Source organism: Levilactobacillus suantsaii, from assembly GCF_014069315.1.
Taxonomy (GTDB): domain Bacteria; phylum Bacillota; class Bacilli; order Lactobacillales; family Lactobacillaceae; genus Levilactobacillus; species Levilactobacillus suantsaii.
In genome coordinates, this window is sequence record NZ_CP059603.1 from 1,973,336 (window position 1) to 1,994,035 (window position 20,700).

At 46.9% G+C, this 20,700-nt stretch carries 19 protein-coding genes and 1 pseudogene; 14 read left to right on the plus strand and 6 right to left on the minus strand.

Translation table 11 applies throughout. The annotated features are described in order from the left end of the window. Positions 1 to 13 precede the first annotated feature (13 nt). The 4 genes from H3M12_RS09145 (at position 14) to H3M12_RS09160 (ending at position 4,016) form a co-directional block, all read left to right on the plus strand. Positions 14 to 949 (plus strand): manganese-dependent inorganic pyrophosphatase, encoded by a 936-nt coding sequence (locus H3M12_RS09145; protein ID WP_129031436.1) that lies wholly within the window; start codon positions 14 to 16, stop codon positions 947 to 949. Between the two features lie 424 nt (positions 950 to 1,373). Then, a complete protein-coding gene (locus tag H3M12_RS09150) occupies positions 1,374 to 2,012 on the plus strand; it encodes a hypothetical protein (protein WP_129031435.1) in 639 nt (212 codons plus the stop codon). 77 nt (positions 2,013 to 2,089) lie between these two features. Next, entirely contained in the window at positions 2,090 to 3,160 is a 1,071-nt protein-coding gene (locus H3M12_RS09155; RefSeq protein WP_182150648.1) for a WxL protein peptidoglycan domain-containing protein, read from the plus strand. A 46-nt stretch (positions 3,161 to 3,206) separates the two neighbouring features. Next, entirely contained in the window at positions 3,207 to 4,016 is an 810-nt protein-coding gene (locus H3M12_RS09160; protein WP_182150649.1) for a WxL domain-containing protein, read from the plus strand. A gap of 85 nt (positions 4,017 to 4,101) precedes the next feature. Here the strand turns inward: H3M12_RS09160 and H3M12_RS09165 are convergent, their stop codons facing one another. Beyond that, positions 4,102 to 4,962, minus strand: coding sequence for an alpha/beta fold hydrolase (locus H3M12_RS09165; protein ID WP_182150650.1), 861 nt, complete (start codon positions 4,960 to 4,962; stop codon positions 4,102 to 4,104). A gap of 250 nt (positions 4,963 to 5,212) precedes the next feature. On the opposite strand from H3M12_RS09165, the gene H3M12_RS09170 reads away from it, so the two are divergent. From H3M12_RS09170 to H3M12_RS09190, 6 genes and pseudogenes are all read left to right on the plus strand, one after another. After that, complete coding sequence (locus H3M12_RS09170; protein WP_129031431.1) at positions 5,213 to 5,923, plus strand: GntR family transcriptional regulator; 711 nt, start codon at positions 5,213 to 5,215, stop codon at positions 5,921 to 5,923. 104 nt (positions 5,924 to 6,027) lie between these two features. Further along, positions 6,028 to 6,219 carry a hypothetical protein gene (locus tag H3M12_RS13080; protein ID WP_318531338.1) on the plus strand — a complete coding sequence of 64 codons (192 nt, stop codon included), beginning with the start codon at positions 6,028 to 6,030 and terminating at the stop codon, positions 6,217 to 6,219. A 3-nt stretch (positions 6,220 to 6,222) separates the two neighbouring features. Beyond that, positions 6,223 to 7,194, plus strand: coding sequence for an enolase C-terminal domain-like protein (locus H3M12_RS09175; RefSeq protein WP_325065010.1), 972 nt, complete (start codon positions 6,223 to 6,225; stop codon positions 7,192 to 7,194). A 237-nt stretch (positions 7,195 to 7,431) separates the two neighbouring features. Then, positions 7,432 to 8,142, plus strand: a pseudogene (locus tag H3M12_RS09180) (alcohol dehydrogenase catalytic domain-containing protein); the annotation flags it as partial. Positions 8,143 to 8,150: 8 nt separating this feature from the next. Continuing rightward, positions 8,151 to 8,531 carry a matrixin family metalloprotease gene (locus tag H3M12_RS09185; protein ID WP_233449240.1) on the plus strand — a complete coding sequence of 127 codons (381 nt, stop codon included), beginning with the start codon at positions 8,151 to 8,153 and terminating at the stop codon, positions 8,529 to 8,531. A gap of 324 nt (positions 8,532 to 8,855) precedes the next feature. Further along, positions 8,856 to 9,893: a DUF5776 domain-containing protein gene (locus tag H3M12_RS09190; RefSeq protein ID WP_129031428.1), complete on the plus strand. Its 1,038-nt coding sequence runs from the start codon at positions 8,856 to 8,858 to the stop codon at positions 9,891 to 9,893. Positions 9,894 to 9,992: 99 nt separating this feature from the next. On the opposite strand, the gene H3M12_RS09195 is transcribed toward H3M12_RS09190, so the two are convergent. Beyond that, positions 9,993 to 12,251 (minus strand): hypothetical protein, encoded by a 2,259-nt coding sequence (locus H3M12_RS09195; protein WP_182150652.1) that lies wholly within the window; start codon positions 12,249 to 12,251, stop codon positions 9,993 to 9,995. 871 nt (positions 12,252 to 13,122) lie between these two features. On the opposite strand from H3M12_RS09195, the gene msrB reads away from it, so the two are divergent. The 4 genes from msrB (at position 13,123) to H3M12_RS09215 (ending at position 15,777) form a co-directional block, all read left to right on the plus strand. After that, entirely contained in the window at positions 13,123 to 13,587 is a 465-nt protein-coding gene (gene msrB, locus H3M12_RS09200; RefSeq protein WP_129031426.1) for a peptide-methionine (R)-S-oxide reductase MsrB, read from the plus strand. Beyond that, positions 13,580 to 14,101, plus strand: coding sequence for a peptide-methionine (S)-S-oxide reductase MsrA (gene msrA, locus H3M12_RS09205; RefSeq protein WP_129031425.1), 522 nt, complete (start codon positions 13,580 to 13,582; stop codon positions 14,099 to 14,101). Before msrB ends, msrA begins: the two co-directional genes overlap by 8 nt. A gap of 23 nt (positions 14,102 to 14,124) precedes the next feature. Continuing rightward, positions 14,125 to 14,559, plus strand: coding sequence for an NUDIX domain-containing protein (locus H3M12_RS09210; protein WP_129031424.1), 435 nt, complete (start codon positions 14,125 to 14,127; stop codon positions 14,557 to 14,559). A gap of 342 nt (positions 14,560 to 14,901) precedes the next feature. Continuing rightward, complete coding sequence (locus H3M12_RS09215) at positions 14,902 to 15,777, plus strand: DMT family transporter (RefSeq protein WP_129031423.1); 876 nt, start codon at positions 14,902 to 14,904, stop codon at positions 15,775 to 15,777. Positions 15,778 to 15,962: 185 nt separating this feature from the next. Here H3M12_RS09215 and H3M12_RS09220 read toward each other — a convergent pair whose 3' ends face one another. From H3M12_RS09220 to H3M12_RS09235, 4 genes are all read right to left on the minus strand, one after another. Beyond that, positions 15,963 to 16,676: an alpha/beta hydrolase gene (locus H3M12_RS09220; protein WP_182150653.1), complete on the minus strand. Its 714-nt coding sequence runs from the start codon at positions 16,674 to 16,676 to the stop codon at positions 15,963 to 15,965. A 1,898-nt stretch (positions 16,677 to 18,574) separates the two neighbouring features. Further along, entirely contained in the window at positions 18,575 to 19,180 is a 606-nt protein-coding gene (locus tag H3M12_RS09225) for a hypothetical protein (protein WP_129033429.1), read from the minus strand. 143 nt (positions 19,181 to 19,323) lie between these two features. After that, a complete protein-coding gene (locus H3M12_RS09230) occupies positions 19,324 to 20,220 on the minus strand; it encodes an IS30-like element ISLsa1 family transposase (RefSeq protein WP_182150654.1) in 897 nt (298 codons plus the stop codon). 84 nt (positions 20,221 to 20,304) lie between these two features. Further along, positions 20,305 to 20,454, minus strand: coding sequence for a hypothetical protein (locus tag H3M12_RS09235; RefSeq protein WP_182150655.1), 150 nt, complete (start codon positions 20,452 to 20,454; stop codon positions 20,305 to 20,307). Positions 20,455 to 20,700 lie beyond the last annotated feature (246 nt).

Genomic DNA, 20,700 nt, shown 5'->3' on the forward strand with positions numbered 1-20,700 from the left:
GGAGTTTTTATCCATGAGTAAAGTATTGATTTTTGGTCACCAGAATCCGGATACGGACGCGATCGTTGCCGCCAAGGCCTTCGCTTACTACCAAACCCAAAAGGGCAAGGACGTTGAAGCCGTGGCCTTAGGTGACCCCAACATGGAAACCAACTACGTGTTGAACCACTTTGATGAACCCGCACCCCGGGTCGTCAAGACGGTGGCTAACGAAACGGACCACGTGATGTTAGTGGACCACAACGAAGCCCAACAAAGTGTTGCGGACCGCGACCAAGTCACCATCGACGCGGTCGTTGATCACCACAAGATTGGCAACTTCGAAACGGCGGCGCCATTATACTACCGGGCCGAACCAGTGGGCTGCTGCAGTACGATCTTAGTGGAAATGTTCAACGAAGCTAAGATTGAGATTCCAGCTAAGTTAGCCGGGTTGATGCTGTCTGCCATCATTTCTGACACCCTGTTACTCAAGTCGCCAACCACGACCGACGTTGACCGGGAAGCTGTCCGGGAATTAGCTGAAATCGCCGACATCGACGTGCAAAGCTATGGCATTGCCATGTTAAAGGCCGGCACTAACTTATCCGCTAAGAGCGACCAAGAATTGATCGACGCTGATGCGAAGTCCTTCGACATGAACGGTAAAAACGTTCGCATCGACCAAATCAACACGGTCGATTTGAACGACGTCTTGGACCGGCAAGCCGGGCTGGAAAAAGCCATGCAAGCCGAAAGCACGGACAAGGGTTACGACTTGTTCATTTCCTTAGCCACGAACGTCTTGACCAGCGACTCCGAATTGATCGTCGTTGGGGACGACGACAGCCAAGCCGCCGTAGAAAAGGCCTTTAACGTGAAGTTAGCGCAAAACCGCGCCAGCTTACCAGGCGTCGTTTCCCGGAAAAAGCAAGTCGTGCCACCATTGACCGATGCGTTTGCGGGCTAAACTTTAACTGAAAATTCAAACCGTCATCGTTTATGGCGATACGGTGTTCAAAAAAGGACTCAATTCCGTTGTGGATTGGGTCCTTTTTAGGATGTCTTCGTGCGCTGATTGGATTATAAAATAATTAATCACATTATAAAAAGTTCGTTAGTCTAATTGTTTTTCATAACACAAGTTCTGCAGTATGCTTTGGTAAGGTAAGTGAGAGGCTAAATTTTAGTTACTAATCCGGTAAAAGACCGGGTGGTTAAGGCAAAGAACTACGCCGACTAAGTGGAGGTGACGAAATAGCGCTGGTCGGTGGCGTAATCGAGCCGAAAGTCGTTTTCCCGTCACTTACTGATGACCGTCTCCTAAAATTAAGAAAGGTCGGAAAGATTTCAGCCGTTTACCGGACGGTCGCTAACCCCTGGAATCGACAAATATGATGATTAAAAAACAATTGTTTTCAGCGTTAGCGGTGGCAGGATTGGTCCTGCCACTGGGGTTCGCCGTAACCCCAGCATTAGCAGCTACCGGCGATACGACTACTACGGCACCGCAGACCGCTACCGGTAAGGCCACGGTAGCGGTAACGCCCGGGACCTTGGCATTTGCCACAGATAATGGTAAAGCCGTTGTGCCATCTTTTGACTTCAATGTCGGCTTGGATAGTTTAGACAAAGCCGTGCCCGCAGCAAATAGTGGTGATCTGAAAATCGATAACTTTTTAGGTGACGGTAGCAGCTGGAGCTTAACCGCCACTTTAGGACAATTTAATACGGTCAACAAGGACCAAAAGCCACAAGGAACTTTGGAATTTGACTCTAGCGCTTTGTCAAAAACCGACGCAACGGATAAGTTAAAGACCACTCAAGAAACGCTAGCCAGTCCCACAACAGCGACTGAGAAAGTTGCACCAAAGACGTTGTTCAGTGCACCTCAGAATGATGAAGACGGCATGGGAACGTTATCGATGACACTACAACCTAAGTTGACGAATTTTAGTGGCGTTGATCGTACAGGGACCTACACCGCAGATTTAACGTACACGTTAACTTCTGGTCCTCAAAAACAATCTTAAGCACAATTGACGACTAAACGGTCACACCAGGGCTCCTCCTTATGGGGAGCTTTGGTCATGTCCAGGGAGGGATTTTTATGTTGAAACGCGCTCTGGTTTGTTTCCTAATTCTCAGCGGGTGGTTCTGGTTTGGTGGCCCCAGTGCCCATGCTGATCAGGCAGCAGCGCCCGCTAGTTTTACGGTCACGCCCGTACTTCCTCGCGACAATGCTTCACACATAGCGTACTTTCAATTCCCGGTGCATCCCCGCGAACACCGGACGCTAAGCCTTCGGGTCACGAACCAGTCTCAACAACTGGGCGCTTACGCGGTAGTTCCGCGGGTGGCGGGAACCAATACCAACGGGACGCTAGACTACAGCATTGGCAATCATCTCGCCCAATTACCGGCCCAAGCGGCAACGCTCTTTGCGCCTAGCCAACGCCACGTGACCGTTCCCGCCCACACATCACGACTTGTGGACTTCCAGTTGACGGCGCCTAAACAGTCCTTCAAGGGCATCATGTTGACGGGGTTCACGGTGAGTCAAAGCAATGACTCGCAGCACACTCAAGCGGCCAAACACCGGACTGCTGGCATCGTGGCGCGAACGAACTACGTGGTGGCTTGTGAGTTTTACAACCATCGGTTAAGCCAACTACTCCCACCCAACATCACGTTCAAAGGTGGTCAGTACCGGCTGGTAAATGGGCAGCCGCAATTGGCATTGGGGATGTTCAACCACACGGCCGAACTGGTAGGTCAGGGACAACTGACGGCGAAGCTCCAACAAGCAACGGGCAAGACGGTGGCCAAATTTGATCAACGACCGCTGACGTTAGCGCCCCAGAGCCGCTTCAATTTGAATTTAGCGCCACAGCAACACCAGCTTGCGGCCGGGAAGTACACCTTAACTGGTAACCTATCGACACAGGGCGGCTTTACCTTTCCGTTCACGGTACCGGTGACCATCACCCCGCAACAAGCGCAAAGCGTTAAGCAACACATCGCTAGTCTGGGACCAAAGAAGCCAGTGAACTGGTTACTCATTGGACTGATTGTTTTAAAGAGCGTCGTGTTAGTCTTACTGGCATTGAACCTTTACGCGCTCCGTGGGCACCGCTTGCCATGGGCGCAGCCGCAATTACGCCACCACTTGAAGGGGTGAAGGATTCGGGAAAGAGGGGACAGTGGTGCGATGGTTAAAAACGAGGATGCATAAAATTGGGTTGCTTTTTGTGGTCGTGACTTTAAGCTTTTGCCTTGGCGTAAGCGGACCATTACCGAGTCAAGCTAGCATCCAGGAACAAAGAATAAAGCAGAAAAAATCTTTATGGCCGAACTTCTTTAATTTGTCAAGTATGCTTCAGTTTATAGATAATATGATAGATGAGTTATTGAAAAATCGTTCACCCAAAAAATTTGAAAGTGATAAAAAAATAATAAGCAATCTGCTAGGTTCTCTTCCTGGTAATAAAAGTATTGCAAAAAAAGTACAGCAGGCAAAAGATTCGCAAGATTCGCAAGATTTACAAAATATTGTCAAAAATTTTGAAACAGAAAAAGAAAGTATTTCAGATAAATCTTCTTCCGCAATTAGGCTAACGATGTCACCTTCAAGTTTTGAGTTTCAGCCTATAATGTTGAAAGCTCACATGATGCCAAGTCAAATCACCCCACCAGCGCCAACCTTAACTGTGTTCAACCCCACGTCACAAGATTGGCATGTTAATGTAAAGCTAGGAACGTTTCAGGGCCCTCACGCAGTGCCAACGGGAGTTGCTTTGAATCTCCATACTACGGATAAGTCTAACCGGGCGTTATCTAACTTAACAGTGATTCCTGGTTTACGCTTGGTTCCTAATGATGAAGCTCATGAATTGCTAAGTGCTTCGAAACAAACAGATACCGGGTCGGCCACCATCGATTTCGACGGTTCCACACTCCAGTGGCCCAGTGACAGTTACGCTGGCACCTACACGGCAAACTTGACGTATACCCTAACAGTAGGACCGGAAAAATGACAAATCACAAAAATCGACAGTCAGTGCTTAGCTTACCTAAACACTAACTGCCGATTTTCGCATTAAATTTAATTAGTTATAGTCGTTAAGCGTTCGCGGACGTGATTCGATCCAAAATCGCTTGTGCCGCCACGTCGGGATGGTTTTCCGGAATCCAGTGGCCAGCGTCGACGGGGATGAAGCGGTAATCCGCCTTGACGTATTCCGCCGTTTTCTTTGCGGCCGCGGCGCCCAAAAAGGCATCGTGCCGGCCCCAAAGATAGGTCGTAGGCATGTGGATCAAATGGTCTTTCATATGCGGCTGGTTAGGCACCGTCAACCCGCGGTACCAGTTGATGGGGCCGCGTAAACTGGCCGGCGTCTTGAACCGAGCTAGGGCGTACTCGGTCGCTTGCTGGCTTAACCCTGAACGCCGCAAGAAAGTTTTGAGTCCTTTATGGGCGATGACTTCCGGTAACCCAGGGACCTGGAAGCCCCCGATATAGGCACTATGCAACAGCTGGGTGGAATGGTGGAACGACCAGGCCATCGCTTGGGGATGCGGCGTGGCAATCACTGTCAACGTTGTAATTCGTTGGGGCCATTTTTGCGCCAATTTCCAAGCGAGAAGACCACCCCAGTCGTGGCCGACCAAGTGGACAGTCGAGAGTTGAAAGTGGGTGATCAGGGCGTTTAAATCGCCGAGTAAATGCACCACGGTGTACGCCGCTCGGCCCTTAGGCTGCGCCGTTTCGGCGTAGCCCCGCATCTCGGGGACCCAGGTCTGGTAACCCGCCGCCGCGAGTCGGGCGACCACGTGGTTCCAGCTGACCGCGTCTTCGGGAAAGCCGTGCAACAGCAGAATCGGTTGGCCGGTCCCAAACCGGTACACGGGGAGGGTCAGGCCCTCATGCGTATAGGTTAAGCGAGTTCCCAGTGGTTGGGTGATGGTGGAACGAGTTGTCATAATTTTACCTTCTAATCTTTCAAGAATGTCTTTAATGTTATCACAGGTTAGGGGCCAGTGATAACCGAAACGTTCTGCGACCCGATTAGAGTCGAAAACCTTTATGGGGTGATGCATACGTTAAATCGATGCTATCCGGGTGGCGGCCGAAAATTTTCGGGGAAATAACTTTTTCACCCCGCGTTAGGTTAATTTAACGCATACGTTGTATACTTAAAAGAGAAATTTACGCTAGAAATGAGGGGTTTTGATGACAGATAACACGTTAAGTACCGTTTTAAAACAGTACCGTGAAGAGGTGGCGCACGCTTCGTTGACGCGCCAAGCGTATACGGCGATTTTGAAAGCAATCCGGGAGTTATATCTTCAACCCGGGCACTCCTTTTTGGAACGGGAAATTGCCGACCTATTAGCGATGAGTCGCACTCCCGTTCACGAAGCATTGATTCGTTTGGAAGCGGCCGGCTGGGGGACCGTGATTCCGCGGCGGGGGTTTCAGGTCGCCCCGATTCAAGCCCAAACCATTACGGAAATCGCCCAGATCAGTGCAACGCTGGAGGGCTTGGCAACGGCCCTGGTAACCTCCCAGCTCACCGACCAACAGTTGACCCAACTTGAGACGCTCATCACCCAGCAAGACGCGGCAATGCAGGCGCAAGACCTACGCCGTTACGTGCAGATCGATCAGCAGTTTCATAGCCAACTGGTGGCCCCGACGCCCAATCACCGGCTGGGAATTCTGATTGGGAGTTACGCCGACCAACTCTACCGGGCCCGGTTGTACGCCATCGACGACCGGACGTTACCGGTCCAGTCACTGCAAGAACACCGGGCCATCATCGCTGCCATCCGGTCGCGAAATGCCCAGGCCGCGCAAGAACTCATGGTGGGCCACCGGCACCGCGGGAGTCAGGAAATGGTCCAGATTATTCGCCATAAGGAAACGCCAACTGGGAAATAGTCACCTTGACATTAATGTATACATTAACTACAATAAAGCTAGATTAAGCGCTTAGTCTAAATTCAACCGTCGATCAGGTTTAATTGAATGGAGACTACTGAATTATGAAGATTGTTGCGATTAAAGAAAAGCCCGTTAAAATTAGTTCTAGTATCCGTAACGCATACATTGATTTCTCAAAAATGAACGTGTCGGTCGTGGCCGTGGTCACGGACGTTAAACGCGATGGCCAGCCCGTGATTGGGTATGGGTTCAACTCCAACGGTCGTTACGCCCCGAGTGGTATCATCAACTAACGCATGATTCCCCGCATCATGCAGGCCAAGCCGGAAGACTACTTAACCGCGGACGGGACTAATTTGGACCCGTTCAAGCTCTGGGACCTCATGTTGACCAACGAAAAGCCTGGGGGCCACGGTGAGCGATCCGTTGCTGTGGGGACCATCGACATGGCCATTTGGGACGCGGTGGCAAAAATCGAAGAAAAGCCGCTGTACAAGTTACTGTCCGAACGCTACGGGGATGGCCATCCCGATGACAAGGTCTTCGTTTACGCGGCCGGCGGGTACTACCAACCGGGCAAGGACGACACTATGCTCCAAAAAGAACTCAAGAGCTACTTAGATTTGGGCTACTCGGTCGTCAAGATGAAGATTGGCAACAGCCTGGAAGAAGACCAGCGCCGAATCGAAGCAGCGTTGAAGGTCGTCCCATCCGGGCAACACTTGGCCGTCGATGCCAATGGTCGCTTAGATTTACCGACCGCCATCAAATACGCGGACATGTTGGCGCCGTACGATTTATTCTGGTATGAAGAACCCGGTGACACGCTCGACTTCCAGCTGCAAAATACACTGAGCCGTTACTACTCGCAGACCATGGCCACGGGGGAGAACCTCTTCTCCATGCAGGACGCGCGGAATTTGATTCGTTACGGGGGGATGCGCCCCGACAAGGACTACCTCCAATTTGACTGTGCCTTGAGTTACGGCCTGGTCGAATACATGAAGACCTTGAAGATGTTGAAGGAAAATGGCTGGTCGTCTCGCCGGTGCATCCCGCACGGTGGGCACCAAATGTCGTTGAACATCGCGGCTGGCTTGAAACTGGGGGGCAATGAATCCTATCCCGGTATCTTTGAACCGTTCGGTGGCTTTGCGGACGATGAACCCATCGAAGACGGTTACGTGAAGTTGCCGCAGGTTCCGGGGATTGGCTTCGAAACCAAGGCCAAGTTGATGAAAGTCTTGCGCGACGTCGCGGCGTCCTAAGCGGTAAGGCTAAAAACAAATTCTATTTACTGAGAGAGACATCCCCGTGATGACGGTCGACTTACCGTGATTACGGGGATGCTTTAGTCTCAACTAGTGGCTCCTGTCATTAGTGACGCCCCGTAAGTAATTTGCCACCCTAGTTAAGACCGAAACGGGTATAATTAAATTGTTATCCGGACGCACGGGAAACCGCCGCGTTTTGGATAACAATAGAGCGAAGGGAAGGATTCTTAAATGAAAGCAGCTGTTTTTGCGCAGGCCGGCCAAATGAAGGTCGCCGACATTGATAAACCCACCATTCAACAACCCGATGACGTGATTCTCCACATCGTGCGGGCCTGTGTCTGTGGTTCCGACCTCTTGGCCTACCGGGGCTTCGATGATAAGGAAGCTAATTCCGAAAATTCCGGGCACGAAGCCATCGGAATCGTCGATGCCGTGGGCGAAGACATCACCACGGTCAAACCCGGCGATTTCGTGATTGCGCCGTTCACCCACGGGTGTGGCCACTGTCCCGCTTGTTTGGCCGGCTACGATGGTGTTTGCCAATCGCACACGGACAACTTTAGCGACGGCGACCAAGCTGAATACGTCCGCTTCCAACACGGACAATGGGCCCTAGTCAAGATTCCGGGTCAACCCAGCGACTACAGCGAGGGGATGTTGAAGTCCTTATTGACCTTAGCCGATGTGATGCCGACGGGTTACCACGCGGCGCGCGTGGCTCACGTGAAGCCGGGTGACACGGTCGTGGTCTTAGGTGACGGAGCCGTGGGCCAATGCGGCATCATCGCGGCCAAGTTGATGGGCGCTAAGCAAAGCATCTCGACTAGTCGCCACGCCGATCGGCAAGCCTTAGCCAAGGAATTTGGCGCCACCGATAACGTGGCTGACCGGGGCGACGAGGCCGTCAAGCAAATCATGGAACTGACCCAGCAATTTGGCAAGATGCGATTAAGGCCTGGAACAAAACGGGGGCGTTTAAGTTTAAAAAGGGAACGGCAAAGACCGCGCAAATCAAACTGACCACGGACACGGCCAAACAATCCGCGACAATGGGCGATAACGTGGGCGTGACCGAATACTGGGCGCGCCATAACGACTTAATTGCCGTGATCAGTACGTTGAACCCGGCGTTATTAGCTGAGTTTGGTTACTCCCATGCCGACGACGAACACGTGGCCGAACACGAACTGGGCCATGCAATGGGGTTGAATCATAACCCCTCTTCCCGGAGCGTCATGTATTACCGCAATCGCTCGGAGGGCATCCAAAAAGTGGACGTGCTGGGCGTTAAGGAACGGTACAGTACGCCGGCCGGTGAATCGGATTAAGTTAGGCATCATAATGTGCAATTAAATAAGGGCTTTAGGACCGGTTAGTCAACGCTACAGTAAGTTGATTAGCCGTTTTTTGGGTGTGGTGTTAATCGGATAAAAATTTCCTTTGAAGCTTCGTCTACACTGCCAGTTGGAGGAGAGGGTCAACGTCATTAATTTAAAGCAGAAAAAGGGTCGCTTAACGTGACTTTAGCGGTATACTTAACGTTAGTTAACCAGCGTTTTTTCGGATTATACGATTTTTAATCGATTTTAGCGCTAAAATGGTTAGCTTTAAGGACGAAGGGTTATTAACTATTTTTTTAAAGGGGATGCCGTATGACACATAAAGCTTTATTGGCGCTGATGTTCGCGTTAGGGGGACTCACGATTGGGGGAATCGGGGATGCCCAGGCGAGCGCCAAGTACTACACTACCAATCCAGGAATCATCTGCACCAAAAAGACCGTGGTTTACTATCAAGATGCCGCCAAGACCAAGCGACTGGCAACAATCCACAAGAATCATTACGCTCAAATCAGTCAGGTGATCCAAGCCAAAGGGCACGCGCCTGTCCTCAAAACGACGACCGGAAAATACGTGACCGCTAACCGGGCGTTTGTCGCGAAGACCGCGGGGTATCAAAATCCCAAGCGGTACTATCAAGTTAGCTATTCCCAGATTAAGCCTTACGGACAGGTTGGGTACACCGTCAAGCGGAACTACGAAGGAATCAAGACCTGGAAGATTATGCGGCGCTTAGGGACCGCTAACGGCTACAACAAGTACAATGCGGCGACTTATCGCGCCGTCCGGACGTTCCAAAAACGCCATCATCTAAAGGTCACGGGCAACGTGAATCAGCAGACCTGGGTGAAACTTGGCTTCTCCAAGGCCAGTTGGACTAGCATTGACGCGTACGTTGCACCGCTGGGGGCGCACGCCTGGAACGGGCGTGAAGACCACATCAACGCCATGATCAAGCAGGCTCGCCTTTACCTAGGAAACCCTTATTTGGTCGGTTCCTCCAGTAGTCCGGCCTACGGGACCGATTGTTCTGGATTGGTGATGCAAGCTTTATACGCTGGCGGCATTAATCCTCAACCAATCAGTGCCATTCACCACGCTTTCCCAGGGAACGAATGGAACTCCCGGAACCTCTGGGCCAGCAAGCAGTTCAAGCACGTGGCTTACCAGCATAAGCAACGCGGCGACTTGATTTTCTACTACCAGCCGGGGACCCACACGATTTGGCACGTGGCCATTTACCTGGGGCAGGGCAAGGTCATCGAAAGCTGGCCACCACGAATCATGATTCAACCGATTAAGAACAGTCAACGGTCGGACATTGCCGGGGTGGCACGGGTATTCAATTAGTTAAATTAATTTGAATGACTTCTAGAAATTTTAAAGGTACAGAATAGCCCCCTAAGATTGGCGCTTAATTGCCATCTTAGGGGGCTATTTGTTGGAAATTTATTTGCGAAAAGGCCTTATAAGGCTTGCCAAAATGCTATGGGATTGATAAGGATCGGTGACATCTATCCAAGTGAAAAATTCGGGGACTGATAACGGTAAAATATTGCCCCCAAAATCGTCATTGAAAACGGTAGGGGGTAAGGCTTCTTTATATTTTTGGGAAGGTTTATCACCAAATTTGGGGGCGTTGGTGTCCAAGTTAGTGATGTCATAAAGTAAGTTACGATTTTTAGGCTGGTAGGTAAAACTCTCCGGATGGCTTAAATAGAGATTGCGCCATAGTTCGCGTCCTGATTGAGCGGCATCGTCGATCATCCCCTTAGGAAAGAAATCGGGTAAGGGCAAGTGACACATCGTATAATAGTCCTCAAATATTTGCCGAGTGACAATTAAAAAATCATGTTTCTGACCATTGATGTCGGTGACAAAGGTCGTATTGACATCGTGTATCTTTTCTTCAAATCGCATAAGAAAATCTTTAAACAGGGTGTTGTCTAAGGCGTTCGCAACTTTTTCGTAGGCGATGGAACAATCCTTAGAATGATTTTTATCGAAGATGTTACTGATTTTTAAGTAATAGGCACGGCGAGCGGCACGAGCATTCAAATGGTAATCAACTGTATTGGTCGTTCCAATAAATACCGGATATTCATCCCCATTTTCGTTCGCGGTATTATTAGAATCCACAATTAGATCACGAGCCTTACTAAAGAAGAAATCGGGAACTTCGTCAATTAGCAACGGATAAACTTTTGTCTCAATCAGCCACCGACTAATTTGTCGAATACCGTTGGCCTTGGCGTTGCGCGCTTGTTGGGGGACGATACTGGCGTAATTCATAATCTGTTGAGAATCGACGTTCAGTTTAATCATCTTAGCAATTAAGGTTAAGAGTAACGTTTTCCCCGACCCAGGCCGCCCACCAATGAATAGAAACAGGGGGACGTCTGCTTCCGAGGTGCTCCCAGTCAAATGATTGCGAATATATGAAATAAACGGCGCTGTAAAGGCATAGAGAATGGTTTCATAGACACGTTTGGACTCTGTTTTATCTGGTTTGATGGTATACGCGGTATAACTGGCAATCAACGTCGCAATCGTTTGGAGTGAGCTTTTTATTTCGGCTAGGCTGGCGTATCGACCGAACGAGACTGCTTCGTCGTGGTTAACGACGCTTGGAGCTAATAGCCCACTTTCATTTTTTTCGGGGTTAAATTGCGTATCTTGTCGTAATAGTCGCGGCCGCTCACTTACAGTTTCGCTCACGGGCTGAGTGACCTTAGTATGTAGTGTTTTAATGAGTTTAGTCGTTAAGGTTCGGGGCGGCGCAATGGTTGGGTGTTGTCCTTTTTTAACGGTGATGATGTCATCAGCCATTTTGTAGATGGTTTTGGTCTTGATTTTTTGATCATTGTCTTTTTCTGCTTGTTTGGCTCTACTTTTAGCGTTCGTAATTTCTTGAATTCGTTGCGGTAGCTCTGGACTTAAAATTTTTGTTTGAATTCCCCGTTGAATTGCTTGGGCTTTAATAGCCGTATCATTAGCTTTAATGGCTGCCATGTCATCAGCATTGAGGGCGTCTGGTGAAAGGATGACAGCCGCTTCTGCCGTAGGATTATTGGTAAACAAGTCCAAGCTCTTAACGGGTTCTGGACTAAACTCAACGTTATTGGGATGAGTGCGATGCAATAATTCTTTGGGAAAATAATCGGTTAGATTAGGCTTGATGTCCAGCGTAAAGTGTTGCAGCCAGAGGTGGTAAAGCTGAGGGTCATCACTAATGACAAGGGATTCCATTTGATTGGTTTTAGGGTTGAAAGCCATGTCAGATAAATTAGCCGAGCCAATGATAACCCGCGTTTTACCACTATCGGTGTTGCTTAATAGGTATAACTTTTCGTGGATGGCGAGACCGGGAATGGGAATTCGCATCGAAAAACGATGATCAATTACAGACTCGCGCATTTGAGGCGTCAATGCTTGATAAAGTTTAGTCGAGTCACCTTCATAAATTGAGTCCAAGGTGTTGGCTACGGATAGTCGTTCTAATTCCTCATTGTTGGCAGCTTGGACTGAATGTTCCGGGATACCAACGACAAGCGTTAGCATGTGGAACGCAGACAAGTAATGATTGATAAATTTGGGGGATGCAGAATAGGTCACACCGATGAAACTGTCAAATTCATCTGTATCCAAAATCTTTTTAATGGACCAATCGACCTGTTTTCCGTTATATAAGATAAAAGTTGAATTCATGGAAGACACTTCCTAACCTGTAAGAGTGGTAAACCTGGTCATCGGTGAGCTTTACGCCATGACCTATTTTTTATCATACTAAAGCTTGGGGAAGTCACGAAGAATAATGACTTCGATCGGTGCTTAAGAATTTAATGGTTACTCTAGTTTGGTTAAAGCATTAGGTGTCAGTGTTAGTTGACAGATTTGATCCGGTTGATTATATTTAGATTAATTATTAATGAGCATTTTATCATAATAAATTGATTTTGCCTATATGGGAGAGACCCCAATGTTAATTAGGTCAAAAGCCCTAGGCCGTACATGACACGCACCATAGCGGCGATCCAGTCGGCCGATAGTTTAGCCTTTAACGCCGAAATCGCTATGGTTACCGGTATTATCCGCCTAACATTAGGGGGAACTTGATTTCAATCTGCTGGAATATGTCAAGCAAGCGGCAATGGTCACTTTGAGAAAATTAAGACATTAACTAAAAGGTTCGGCGTTGATAGCTCAAACTTCAAAACTTTCTCCATTGAAATTGAAGATGAATCAAAATTGTAATTACTGCGGGAGAAAGAAGGCCAGTCGAAATGAGTAAAGCTTTGCGGCGGAATGTTCAAGCTTATTACGTGGCATTAGTTCTAATCACTATTGCATCGGTTTTACCCCATGCAGTTCTCACCATAGTGTTGCTAGCTAAGGGGCTTTCCTTATCCCAAATGATGCTAGTTCAAGCAGGGCACAGTTTGGCGATAATAATTTCAGAATATCCCAGATGAATCAGGGACATCAATTCACGAGTTAAGATAGTTGCTATTTGCGCTAAAAAATTTAGAATATTAGATAGTGCGAAATAATTGCACACAATTGACTAGGAGGGATTCGGATGACAGCAAAGGAAACACCAGCAGATCTGAAGCAACGCTTGACCACCGAAGAATACGCCGTGACCCAAAACGCCGCGACGGAACCCGCATTCACGGGAAAGTACGACCAGTTCTTTGAACCGGGCATCTACGTGGACGTCGTCAGTGGTCAACCACTGTTCAGTTCAACGGACAAGTATGATTCTGGCTGCGGCTGGCCGGCGTTTACCAAGCCCATTGCGGCCGAAAACGTCGTCGAACATACGGATCACTCATTCGGTATGGTCCGCCAAGAGGTGACGAGCCAAGAGGGGAAATCCCACTTGGGCCACGTCTTTACGGATGGGCCGACCGATAAAGGTGGCTTGCGCTACTGCATCAACTCGGCAGCCTTGAAATTCATTCCGGCTAGCAAATTAGCTGAAGCCGGCTATGCTGACTTTGCCCAACTATTTCCTAAGCAAGGAGGGTCCAACAATGGCTAAGACTGACACCGCAATTTTTGCGGGCGGCTGTTTCTGGTGCATGGTGAAGCCCTTTGACAGTCAACCCGGCATCAAATCTGTAGTTTCTGGTTACACTGGTGGCCACACGGTCAACCCGACGTACGAAGAAGTGGCATCGCACACTACGGGCCACACGGAAGCCGTCGAGATTACTTTCGACCCAGACGTTATCAGTTATGCCGAACTAGTCGAAATCTACTGGCGCCAAACGGATCCGACCGATGCCAGCGGTCAGTTCCAGGACCGCGGCGACAGTTACCGACCCGTCATCTACGTGAACAGTCCAGAACAACGGCAAATTGCGACGGCTTCTAAACGTAAGCTGGCTGCAAGTGGTCGGTTCGATGATCCTATCGTCACGCAGATTGAGGACGCCCAACCGTTTTACCCTGCGGAAGAAGAACACCAGGACTTTTACCGCCGCAACCCGTTCCGCTACCAAATTGAAGAAATGGGTGGTCGTGAGGCCTTCATTCAACAGAAGTGGAACTAGCGTAAAAGAACGGGGGCAAACAGATGGGATACGTGTTAAATTTGCGGCAGGTTGTGGGGTCGCAGCCCTTGATTGTGGTTGGGGCAGCCGCTTTGGTCGTGCAAGCGGACCAGCTCTTGCTGGTCAAACGCCGTGACAATCAACTATGGGGTTTACCAGCTGGGTCCAAGGAATTGGACGAAAGTCTGGTCACCACGGCCAGCCGTGAACTACATGAAGAAACCGGCTTGGTTGGTCAGCACCCGAAGCTGTTGACGGTCGTCAGTGGTCCAAACATGCAGTATCGGTATCCTAACGGTGACCAGATTGATTCAGTTACCGCCGTCTACGCTTTAACGGCCACGGGCACCGTGCAGACGAGCAATGAAACCAGTCAGGTTCAGTACTTTTCACGGCAAGATTTGCCCGTTGACTTGACGCCCATTACTAAACAAATTTTAACTGAATTGAAGTTTTAAATGTCTCGGCATAATCGCCCGCTAAACGGTGATTATGCCTTTTTTGGTGAGTAATTCAAAAATCGAAGCTTTTTAAGTAGGTCTCAAATTAAGTGCCCACTGAATTTCATAGGTAAATGAAGCGGCTTGGTTGATGCGTGCTTTTTGTCAGGAATGACCGAATAACCACGTAGTTAGCGCCAATCTAGGCCCTATGATATACTGGTAATACTTTTTCTAAGGAAGTGAGACTAATGTTTTTAGCACCATTATTTGAATGTGATGTTCCGACGCGCCACTAATCAGCGGCGCGTGTCCGCTGATTTTATCGCAAGTTAAATAAAATAAGCGGAGGAATTTATCTTGAAAACTAATAGAATACTCGGAAGTGTTGATCTCGTGTTGGCTGCGGCCATTTGGGGCGGTATGTTTGTAGTCGTCAAAAGTGTTGTGGCTGAGATTCTACCAATTCAGCTAGTGTGGTTGCGTTACGTCGTGGGAGCAGTGGTTCTGCTCGCACTAGCGTTACTGCGCCGCATCCAATGGCATTGGGATTGGCGTAACCTAGGATTGATTGGGTTGGTGGGAATTATCGGTGATACGATTTCTATCGTGGCCCAGGAAACGGGAACTTGGCTGTCTTCAGCCCAGCTAGGATCAGTCGTCACAACGGCTACGCCCGCCTTTATGATTCTCTTTAGTTGGCCCTTACTCAAGCAACGACCGCACTGGTACCATTGGTTAAGCTTAGCGTTGGCTAGTAGTGGTGTTCTTGCTATTGTCGGTCACCAAGTTACCGGGAAGCATATTGCATTAGGGGTCATTTGCTTACTGATTGCGGCACTGACTTGGGCCTTAATGTCAGCGTTAGTGCAACTGATTGGGTCAGAATATGATGGCCTGCAGGTCACTTTACTGGCAACCGTTGTCGCCATCATCTGCTTGACTCCCGTCATTGGGTACCAACACCAGGTCTTACAGACGATTCACTGGGGGAGTCCCCACATTTTCCTGAGTATTTTTTATCTGGGTGCCATTTCGACGGCGCTGGCCTTTTTCCTATGGAACCAGGGCTTGCGGCGTTTCGATAGTCCGGCTTCTGGAATCTTTTTCTTGATTCAACCGGTAGTCGGTAGTATTTTAGGTTGGTTATTTCTCCAAGAGCCTATCTCTAGTGGCTTCTTTGGTGGATTGTTCCTGATTTTACTAAGTGTGTTAGTGACCAGTCGGTTTGGCTAGCGGCCGATGCGAACACAGACTCACTTAAATGATTTAGTTAAATAAACATTGACGTTGCCAAGAACATATATAATCACAAAACGCACAAAAACACTCTGAGTCGGTTTTATGCCGAGCTCAGAGTGTTTTTTTAGACTATTTTTATTAAACCTCACTAATGATTGCGGCTGATAAGTTAATAGCCATTAGCGAACCCGATTATTCAACCAGGTGATTAACCGGTGGGCGACAAGTCGTTGTTGCTTTTTTACCGTTATCGTGGCGTCATGATCACCTTTTTGATGACCATAGCTTCCGAAACCCGCGTGATTACCGCCAGAAATCTGGACATACTTAGTTTCTTGAGGTAGGAAACGTTTGGCCTGTTGGTAGTGCGCTTGGTTCAGAACACCATCACGGGTTGCGGTTAGTGATAAGACGGGGACTTTGGTGTGCCGCAAACTCCCTTTAGCTTCCGGATAGCTGGCCAGGAAAAAGACGCCTTTAAGTCCTTTCTGGTGCTGATGTGCGTACCGACTAGCCATGGTACCGCCAAGCGAATGGCCACCAATCACGTAATTCTGTTTAGTACGGACTTTGTTCGCAGCGTTAACCCGCAGAACGGCGAGATCTAAGGGAAAGTGAACGATATAAACGGAATAGCCAGCTTGAGCAACCTGATGAGCCCAGATACTGTAGCTTTTGGGATCCACCAAAGCGCCGGGATAGAAAATAATCTGGGGATTGGCGTCGTTTCCTTGAAATTTGGTTGTCGAACTGACCATGATACTGGTTTTGGCTGCGGTCGTAGCGGCGGTGCTGGGTGTATAGGCTTGCTGTTTAAGCACAATCACACCAATTATAATGATAAGCAGCAGGGCTAGAAGACCGCCCAGTAACCATTTACGAATCTTTTTCATAAAATAAATCCTCCTGTAATTCATTTTATCATGAACCAGACACGGTTTAGGCATAATTCACAGAAAACCCAGAATATAAGGCTTCTTTTTACAAATAAAAGAGCGGCAATGGCTTGCAGGAGTTTTCAATCAAGTTGGCTTTCGTTGGAAAGCGATGGCTGTGTTACAATTAAAAGAGTGCCACTCAGGCGTAAAAAATATTTTATTAATTAAAAGCGGATTGAGCTTGATGACTTGATCATTAGCTGAAATTGCTGGTGAACATATATTTTTCATTAGGACCAGTAATTGAACACCAGTGTAATTGCAATTCAAAACGGCGTGCTGCAATTTTAAAAAGCGCCGCCACTTTAAATTTAAAGTGCTAATGAAGACAAAAGTAAGACAAGTTGTTGTGAAAAGCTGATGGGGAGTTTGAATCCCGAGTTTGAGTAAAATTAAGACTGCTTTCGATAATATATATTATGTAAAGTAGAGAAACAGAAACGTGCAAACGCCATTTTTAGGTTACCCCCTGTTAACTTAAGTGACGTTTTTTAATTTCTTTGACGTCCGTTGCCAAAATTAGCAACCGTTTCTTAGCAAGGTCCTCAAAATTAACTGACAGATGAACCGAATCGAATTATTGTGACTCTTTCGATTAAAGCCAGTTAAAATTCAGATGATCATGTCTGACAACCTATTTCAGGACCAACTGGCAAGTCTTAACTATAAAAGTGCTGATTTTAAACGCGGCTGTCAGCGCACGTTCGTGATCAACTACCCATCTAAAAGCTGAACGTGTGCTCAGAATCAACGTCTGATTTTGCCGAATTTAGGGCGATTTAACCGTTCTTGCTACTGGGTTGGCTATGTCAGCGATAGTAGAATGATTGCGACTACATTAGCAACAGTTGATCAGTCATTCGCAGTTAAAGTTAAATCGCAGAGTTGTTGCTCAAAACCCGCGTTTTTAGGTGTTCAAGCTAATTGTTAGGCTTGCTAGGCCCAGCTGTTTTTGACTGCTGACCGGTTGATTTGCTGAAAATCAACCGCTATGAATGCTATTATACCGGGATTTATAACTTGCATTGCTGAATTTAATCATCCAGTTATAATGACTAAATTGCGGTTAAACTAACTAAAAAGCACGGTTTTTATATAAGATAACAACTAATTTGAAAAGAAAAGCTAAATGGTAATCTCATAACGTTAAATCGTGCTATTGCCGTTACTGGGTAGCGAATTCTCTACCTCCAAGGGCGGTTATTTTTCAATGGCTACTTTCATTAAAATTAATATTTTAAAGATAATAGTCTGGAATTAAACCAGACGGATTTTAATCTATTATTATTGCGCCGTAACCTGATATGAAAAATACTTTATGACAAAAAAGAACCTACTACTTATTTCATGGCCAATAGTATGGCTTGTCGCCAATATTTTTTTGCTCGCCCACCAATTACCAATTAAACTAAAAATACCACGGTCGCTCCCCCTAATTGCGATTAGCATCTAATTGTCAGCAAAATATAACTCGCCGATTTAAAATAAGCCCCCCTCACACTCCAGTACCCTAAGATGTATGTGTTAACCAAGGTGGATTTCCTCATTAATGGAAATAGAGAAAGATGGCCTCCCCCTTTTTTAAAGTGTCTATTAGTGACTTGTTCGGATTTGGCAGGAATCAGCTCTCTAGCTAAAATACGCATACCCTATTTCTAATGTGTAAGGTTTAAGACGTCTCTCAATCAGTTTTCGCTCCCAATTCAAGCGTCATTACAAATATTAAATGGCATGATTCCAAATCATCTCGGAAATCATGCCATTTTAGCAACTCTATAGCCGCTTTAATTAATTTGAACTGTCTTCTTAGCCTACAGGACCCACTGCTTAATTTTGATTACCCAAAGTCCTGATTACTTCTTCTGAGCAATGACGAAAGCATAGCTGTAATCGTTATCTGGATACATCGCTGCACTTCCCAGCTGTGTGTGATCAACAACCATTAATCCAACGTGATAATTTTTCAAGCTTTTAAGCTTCGATTTTGAATAACCATAAGATGAAAGAATACTCTTAATTTTTTTAATTCTAGTCTTAGTAGCTGATTTGCGACTCTGCGCCAAATACTTAGTTACTTTAGGGAAAGATTTGATGTTTTTATATTTTTTTGCATTGAAACTGCCAGCTATAACAAGCGGTTTCATCCCATCATAATAGTAGTAACTATATTTAGCCCCAGCCAATCTAGTGAGTTGCAAATCAAGCTTACTCTGCGGAAGTAATTTCAGCATTTGCCGAGTTATTCCCTGAGACGGTGAATACTTTATATAATTTGCATAGTCCTTAGTTGTTGGAAAAATGTTTAAGGTAATATATTGCGATTTAAGCATATCTTTGGCAAGACCCGGTTTGACAAAGCCATGCCAAACATATCCGGTAATTGACTTGGTTTTCTTCGTATTCCATCCCGTAATACGATAATATTTTGCATTAGTTTTACCGTGCTTTAGCGTAAGCATTGCGGTGCTTCTCCAAGTTCTATTAGGAACGCGCTTAAGGTTGCTAATCTTTTTGGTATGCTTTTTATTCCAAATCGTAACCGACTTGCTAACCTTTTTAGGAATGGCAAATTACAAGTTTAATCCGAACAAGCCCGGAATCTTTAAATGGCAGTCTGTTGATGATGTATTTTTAATGGTCGTTGATTAATTAGTTCAAGTGCTGCTAGGATCTCATCAGTCGTTACTTGGCTAAAATTGGTCTTTTTCGGGAAGAACCAGCGTAACCGTCTATTAAAATATTCATTGGAACCTCGCTCCCATGGTGAATATGGATGGCAAAAATAAACTTTGATCTGATAATCCTGTTCTAAGGCCTGATAATTGGCAAACTCTTTACCATGATCAACAGTAATGGATTTTACTTGGGGACCGAAGGCCCCCATAAACTTGCCAAAGGCGGTGTTTAGAGCCTTAGCCGTTCTATTAGGGGCTTTGATGGCCCATAGAAGTCGGGTCTTACGTTCTACGAATGTAACCAGACATGATCGTGACTCACTTCGACTAGAAAGCACCGTATCTACTTCCCAATGACCAAAAGCTAACCGTTGATCAACAGTTGTTGGCCGTTGTTCGATGGAAGTCCCACTTGTAAATTTCCCACGATTTTCGCTCACTCGGTGCTGGCGGACATTCCGATTGGGTAGATCAGTCAATTTGAAGGGGAGCCAGCCACGATTAAGCCAATTATAAATTGACGCAGTGCTCAAGTTATAAGCGGCCGCAATGGTTTCTGGTGACCAGGTTAATCGTAAGTGATTGGTAATTAAAGTCGCTAATGCTGCCGTCAGCATCGAACGACGACCGCAATTCCGCCTTTTGCGATCTGCATCTTGCTGAGCTAATTCTGGATCATAAGGTTTAACCCGGTCCAACTCATAGCTAATCGTAGCTTTGGCGACGCCTAAGGCGTCAGCCATTACTTGGTAAGATTTATTCCCCTCATTGACCAGTTGTGCTAGTGCGCCACGTTGAAAACGTGATAAAGTAGATGTACTCAAAGTAATCACTCCCTATATTGGTTGGAATTAGCTACTACCATTGTAAGTGATTGCTTTGGGCTTTTTAATTTCTGTTCGGATTAATTATAGAATTTGCCGAATTAAATAAGTTATGTTTAAATTCCATTTTTGTTTAACAACTGTATATTTTGACGCAGCGTTAGCAGACTGTGTCCCAAGTCCTAATAATAGTGCACAAGCAGCCGCCAAAACACCCCAAATTATTTTTTTCATTTATATTAACCCCCTACAAATTTAATTATAACGCAGGCGTCAGAACAAAGCGGGTAAACACATCATTAAAATATAGAAATTATTTAGTCGTGTAACGCGAATAACTGGTCATCTAATTCGTTAAAATGCCCCCTCTAAGTTTGGATTTACGCCAACTTAGGGGAGGCACTTTAACGAGAGGTTAGCAATTTTTTAGGTTCTATAACAGATTGTACTCATTAATAACCTTGATCTAGGGTGAGCTTA

Bases quoted from the DNA above. Each gene is read 5' to 3' on its own strand.
- H3M12_RS09145 (WP_129031436.1), top strand. From the start codon at position 14: ATGAGTAAAGTATTGATTTTTGGTCACCAGAATCCGGATACGGACGCG.
- H3M12_RS09150 (WP_129031435.1), top strand. From the start codon at position 1,374: ATGATGATTAAAAAACAATTGTTTTCAGCGTTAGCGGTGGCAGGATTG.
- H3M12_RS09155 (WP_182150648.1), top strand. From the start codon at position 2,090: ATGTTGAAACGCGCTCTGGTTTGTTTCCTAATTCTCAGCGGGTGGTTC.
- H3M12_RS09160 (WP_182150649.1), top strand. From the start codon at position 3,207: ATGCATAAAATTGGGTTGCTTTTTGTGGTCGTGACTTTAAGCTTTTGC.
- H3M12_RS09165 (WP_182150650.1), bottom strand. From the start codon at position 4,962: ATGACAACTCGTTCCACCATCACCCAACCACTGGGAACTCGCTTAACC.
- H3M12_RS09170 (WP_129031431.1), top strand. From the start codon at position 5,213: ATGACAGATAACACGTTAAGTACCGTTTTAAAACAGTACCGTGAAGAG.
- H3M12_RS13080 (WP_318531338.1), top strand. From the start codon at position 6,028: ATGAAGATTGTTGCGATTAAAGAAAAGCCCGTTAAAATTAGTTCTAGT.
- H3M12_RS09175 (WP_325065010.1), top strand. From the start codon at position 6,223: ATGATTCCCCGCATCATGCAGGCCAAGCCGGAAGACTACTTAACCGCG.
- H3M12_RS09190 (WP_129031428.1), top strand. From the start codon at position 8,856: ATGACACATAAAGCTTTATTGGCGCTGATGTTCGCGTTAGGGGGACTC.
- H3M12_RS09195 (WP_182150652.1), bottom strand. From the start codon at position 12,251: ATGAATTCAACTTTTATCTTATATAACGGAAAACAGGTCGATTGGTCC.
- msrB (WP_129031426.1), top strand. From the start codon at position 13,123: ATGACAGCAAAGGAAACACCAGCAGATCTGAAGCAACGCTTGACCACC.
- msrA (WP_129031425.1), top strand. From the start codon at position 13,580: ATGGCTAAGACTGACACCGCAATTTTTGCGGGCGGCTGTTTCTGGTGC.
- H3M12_RS09210 (WP_129031424.1), top strand. From the start codon at position 14,125: ATGGGATACGTGTTAAATTTGCGGCAGGTTGTGGGGTCGCAGCCCTTG.
- H3M12_RS09220 (WP_182150653.1), bottom strand. From the start codon at position 16,676: ATGAAAAAGATTCGTAAATGGTTACTGGGCGGTCTTCTAGCCCTGCTG.
- H3M12_RS09225 (WP_129033429.1), bottom strand. From the start codon at position 19,180: ATGCTTACGCTAAAGCACGGTAAAACTAATGCAAAATATTATCGTATT.
- H3M12_RS09235 (WP_182150655.1), bottom strand. From the start codon at position 20,454: ATGAAAAAAATAATTTGGGGTGTTTTGGCGGCTGCTTGTGCACTATTA.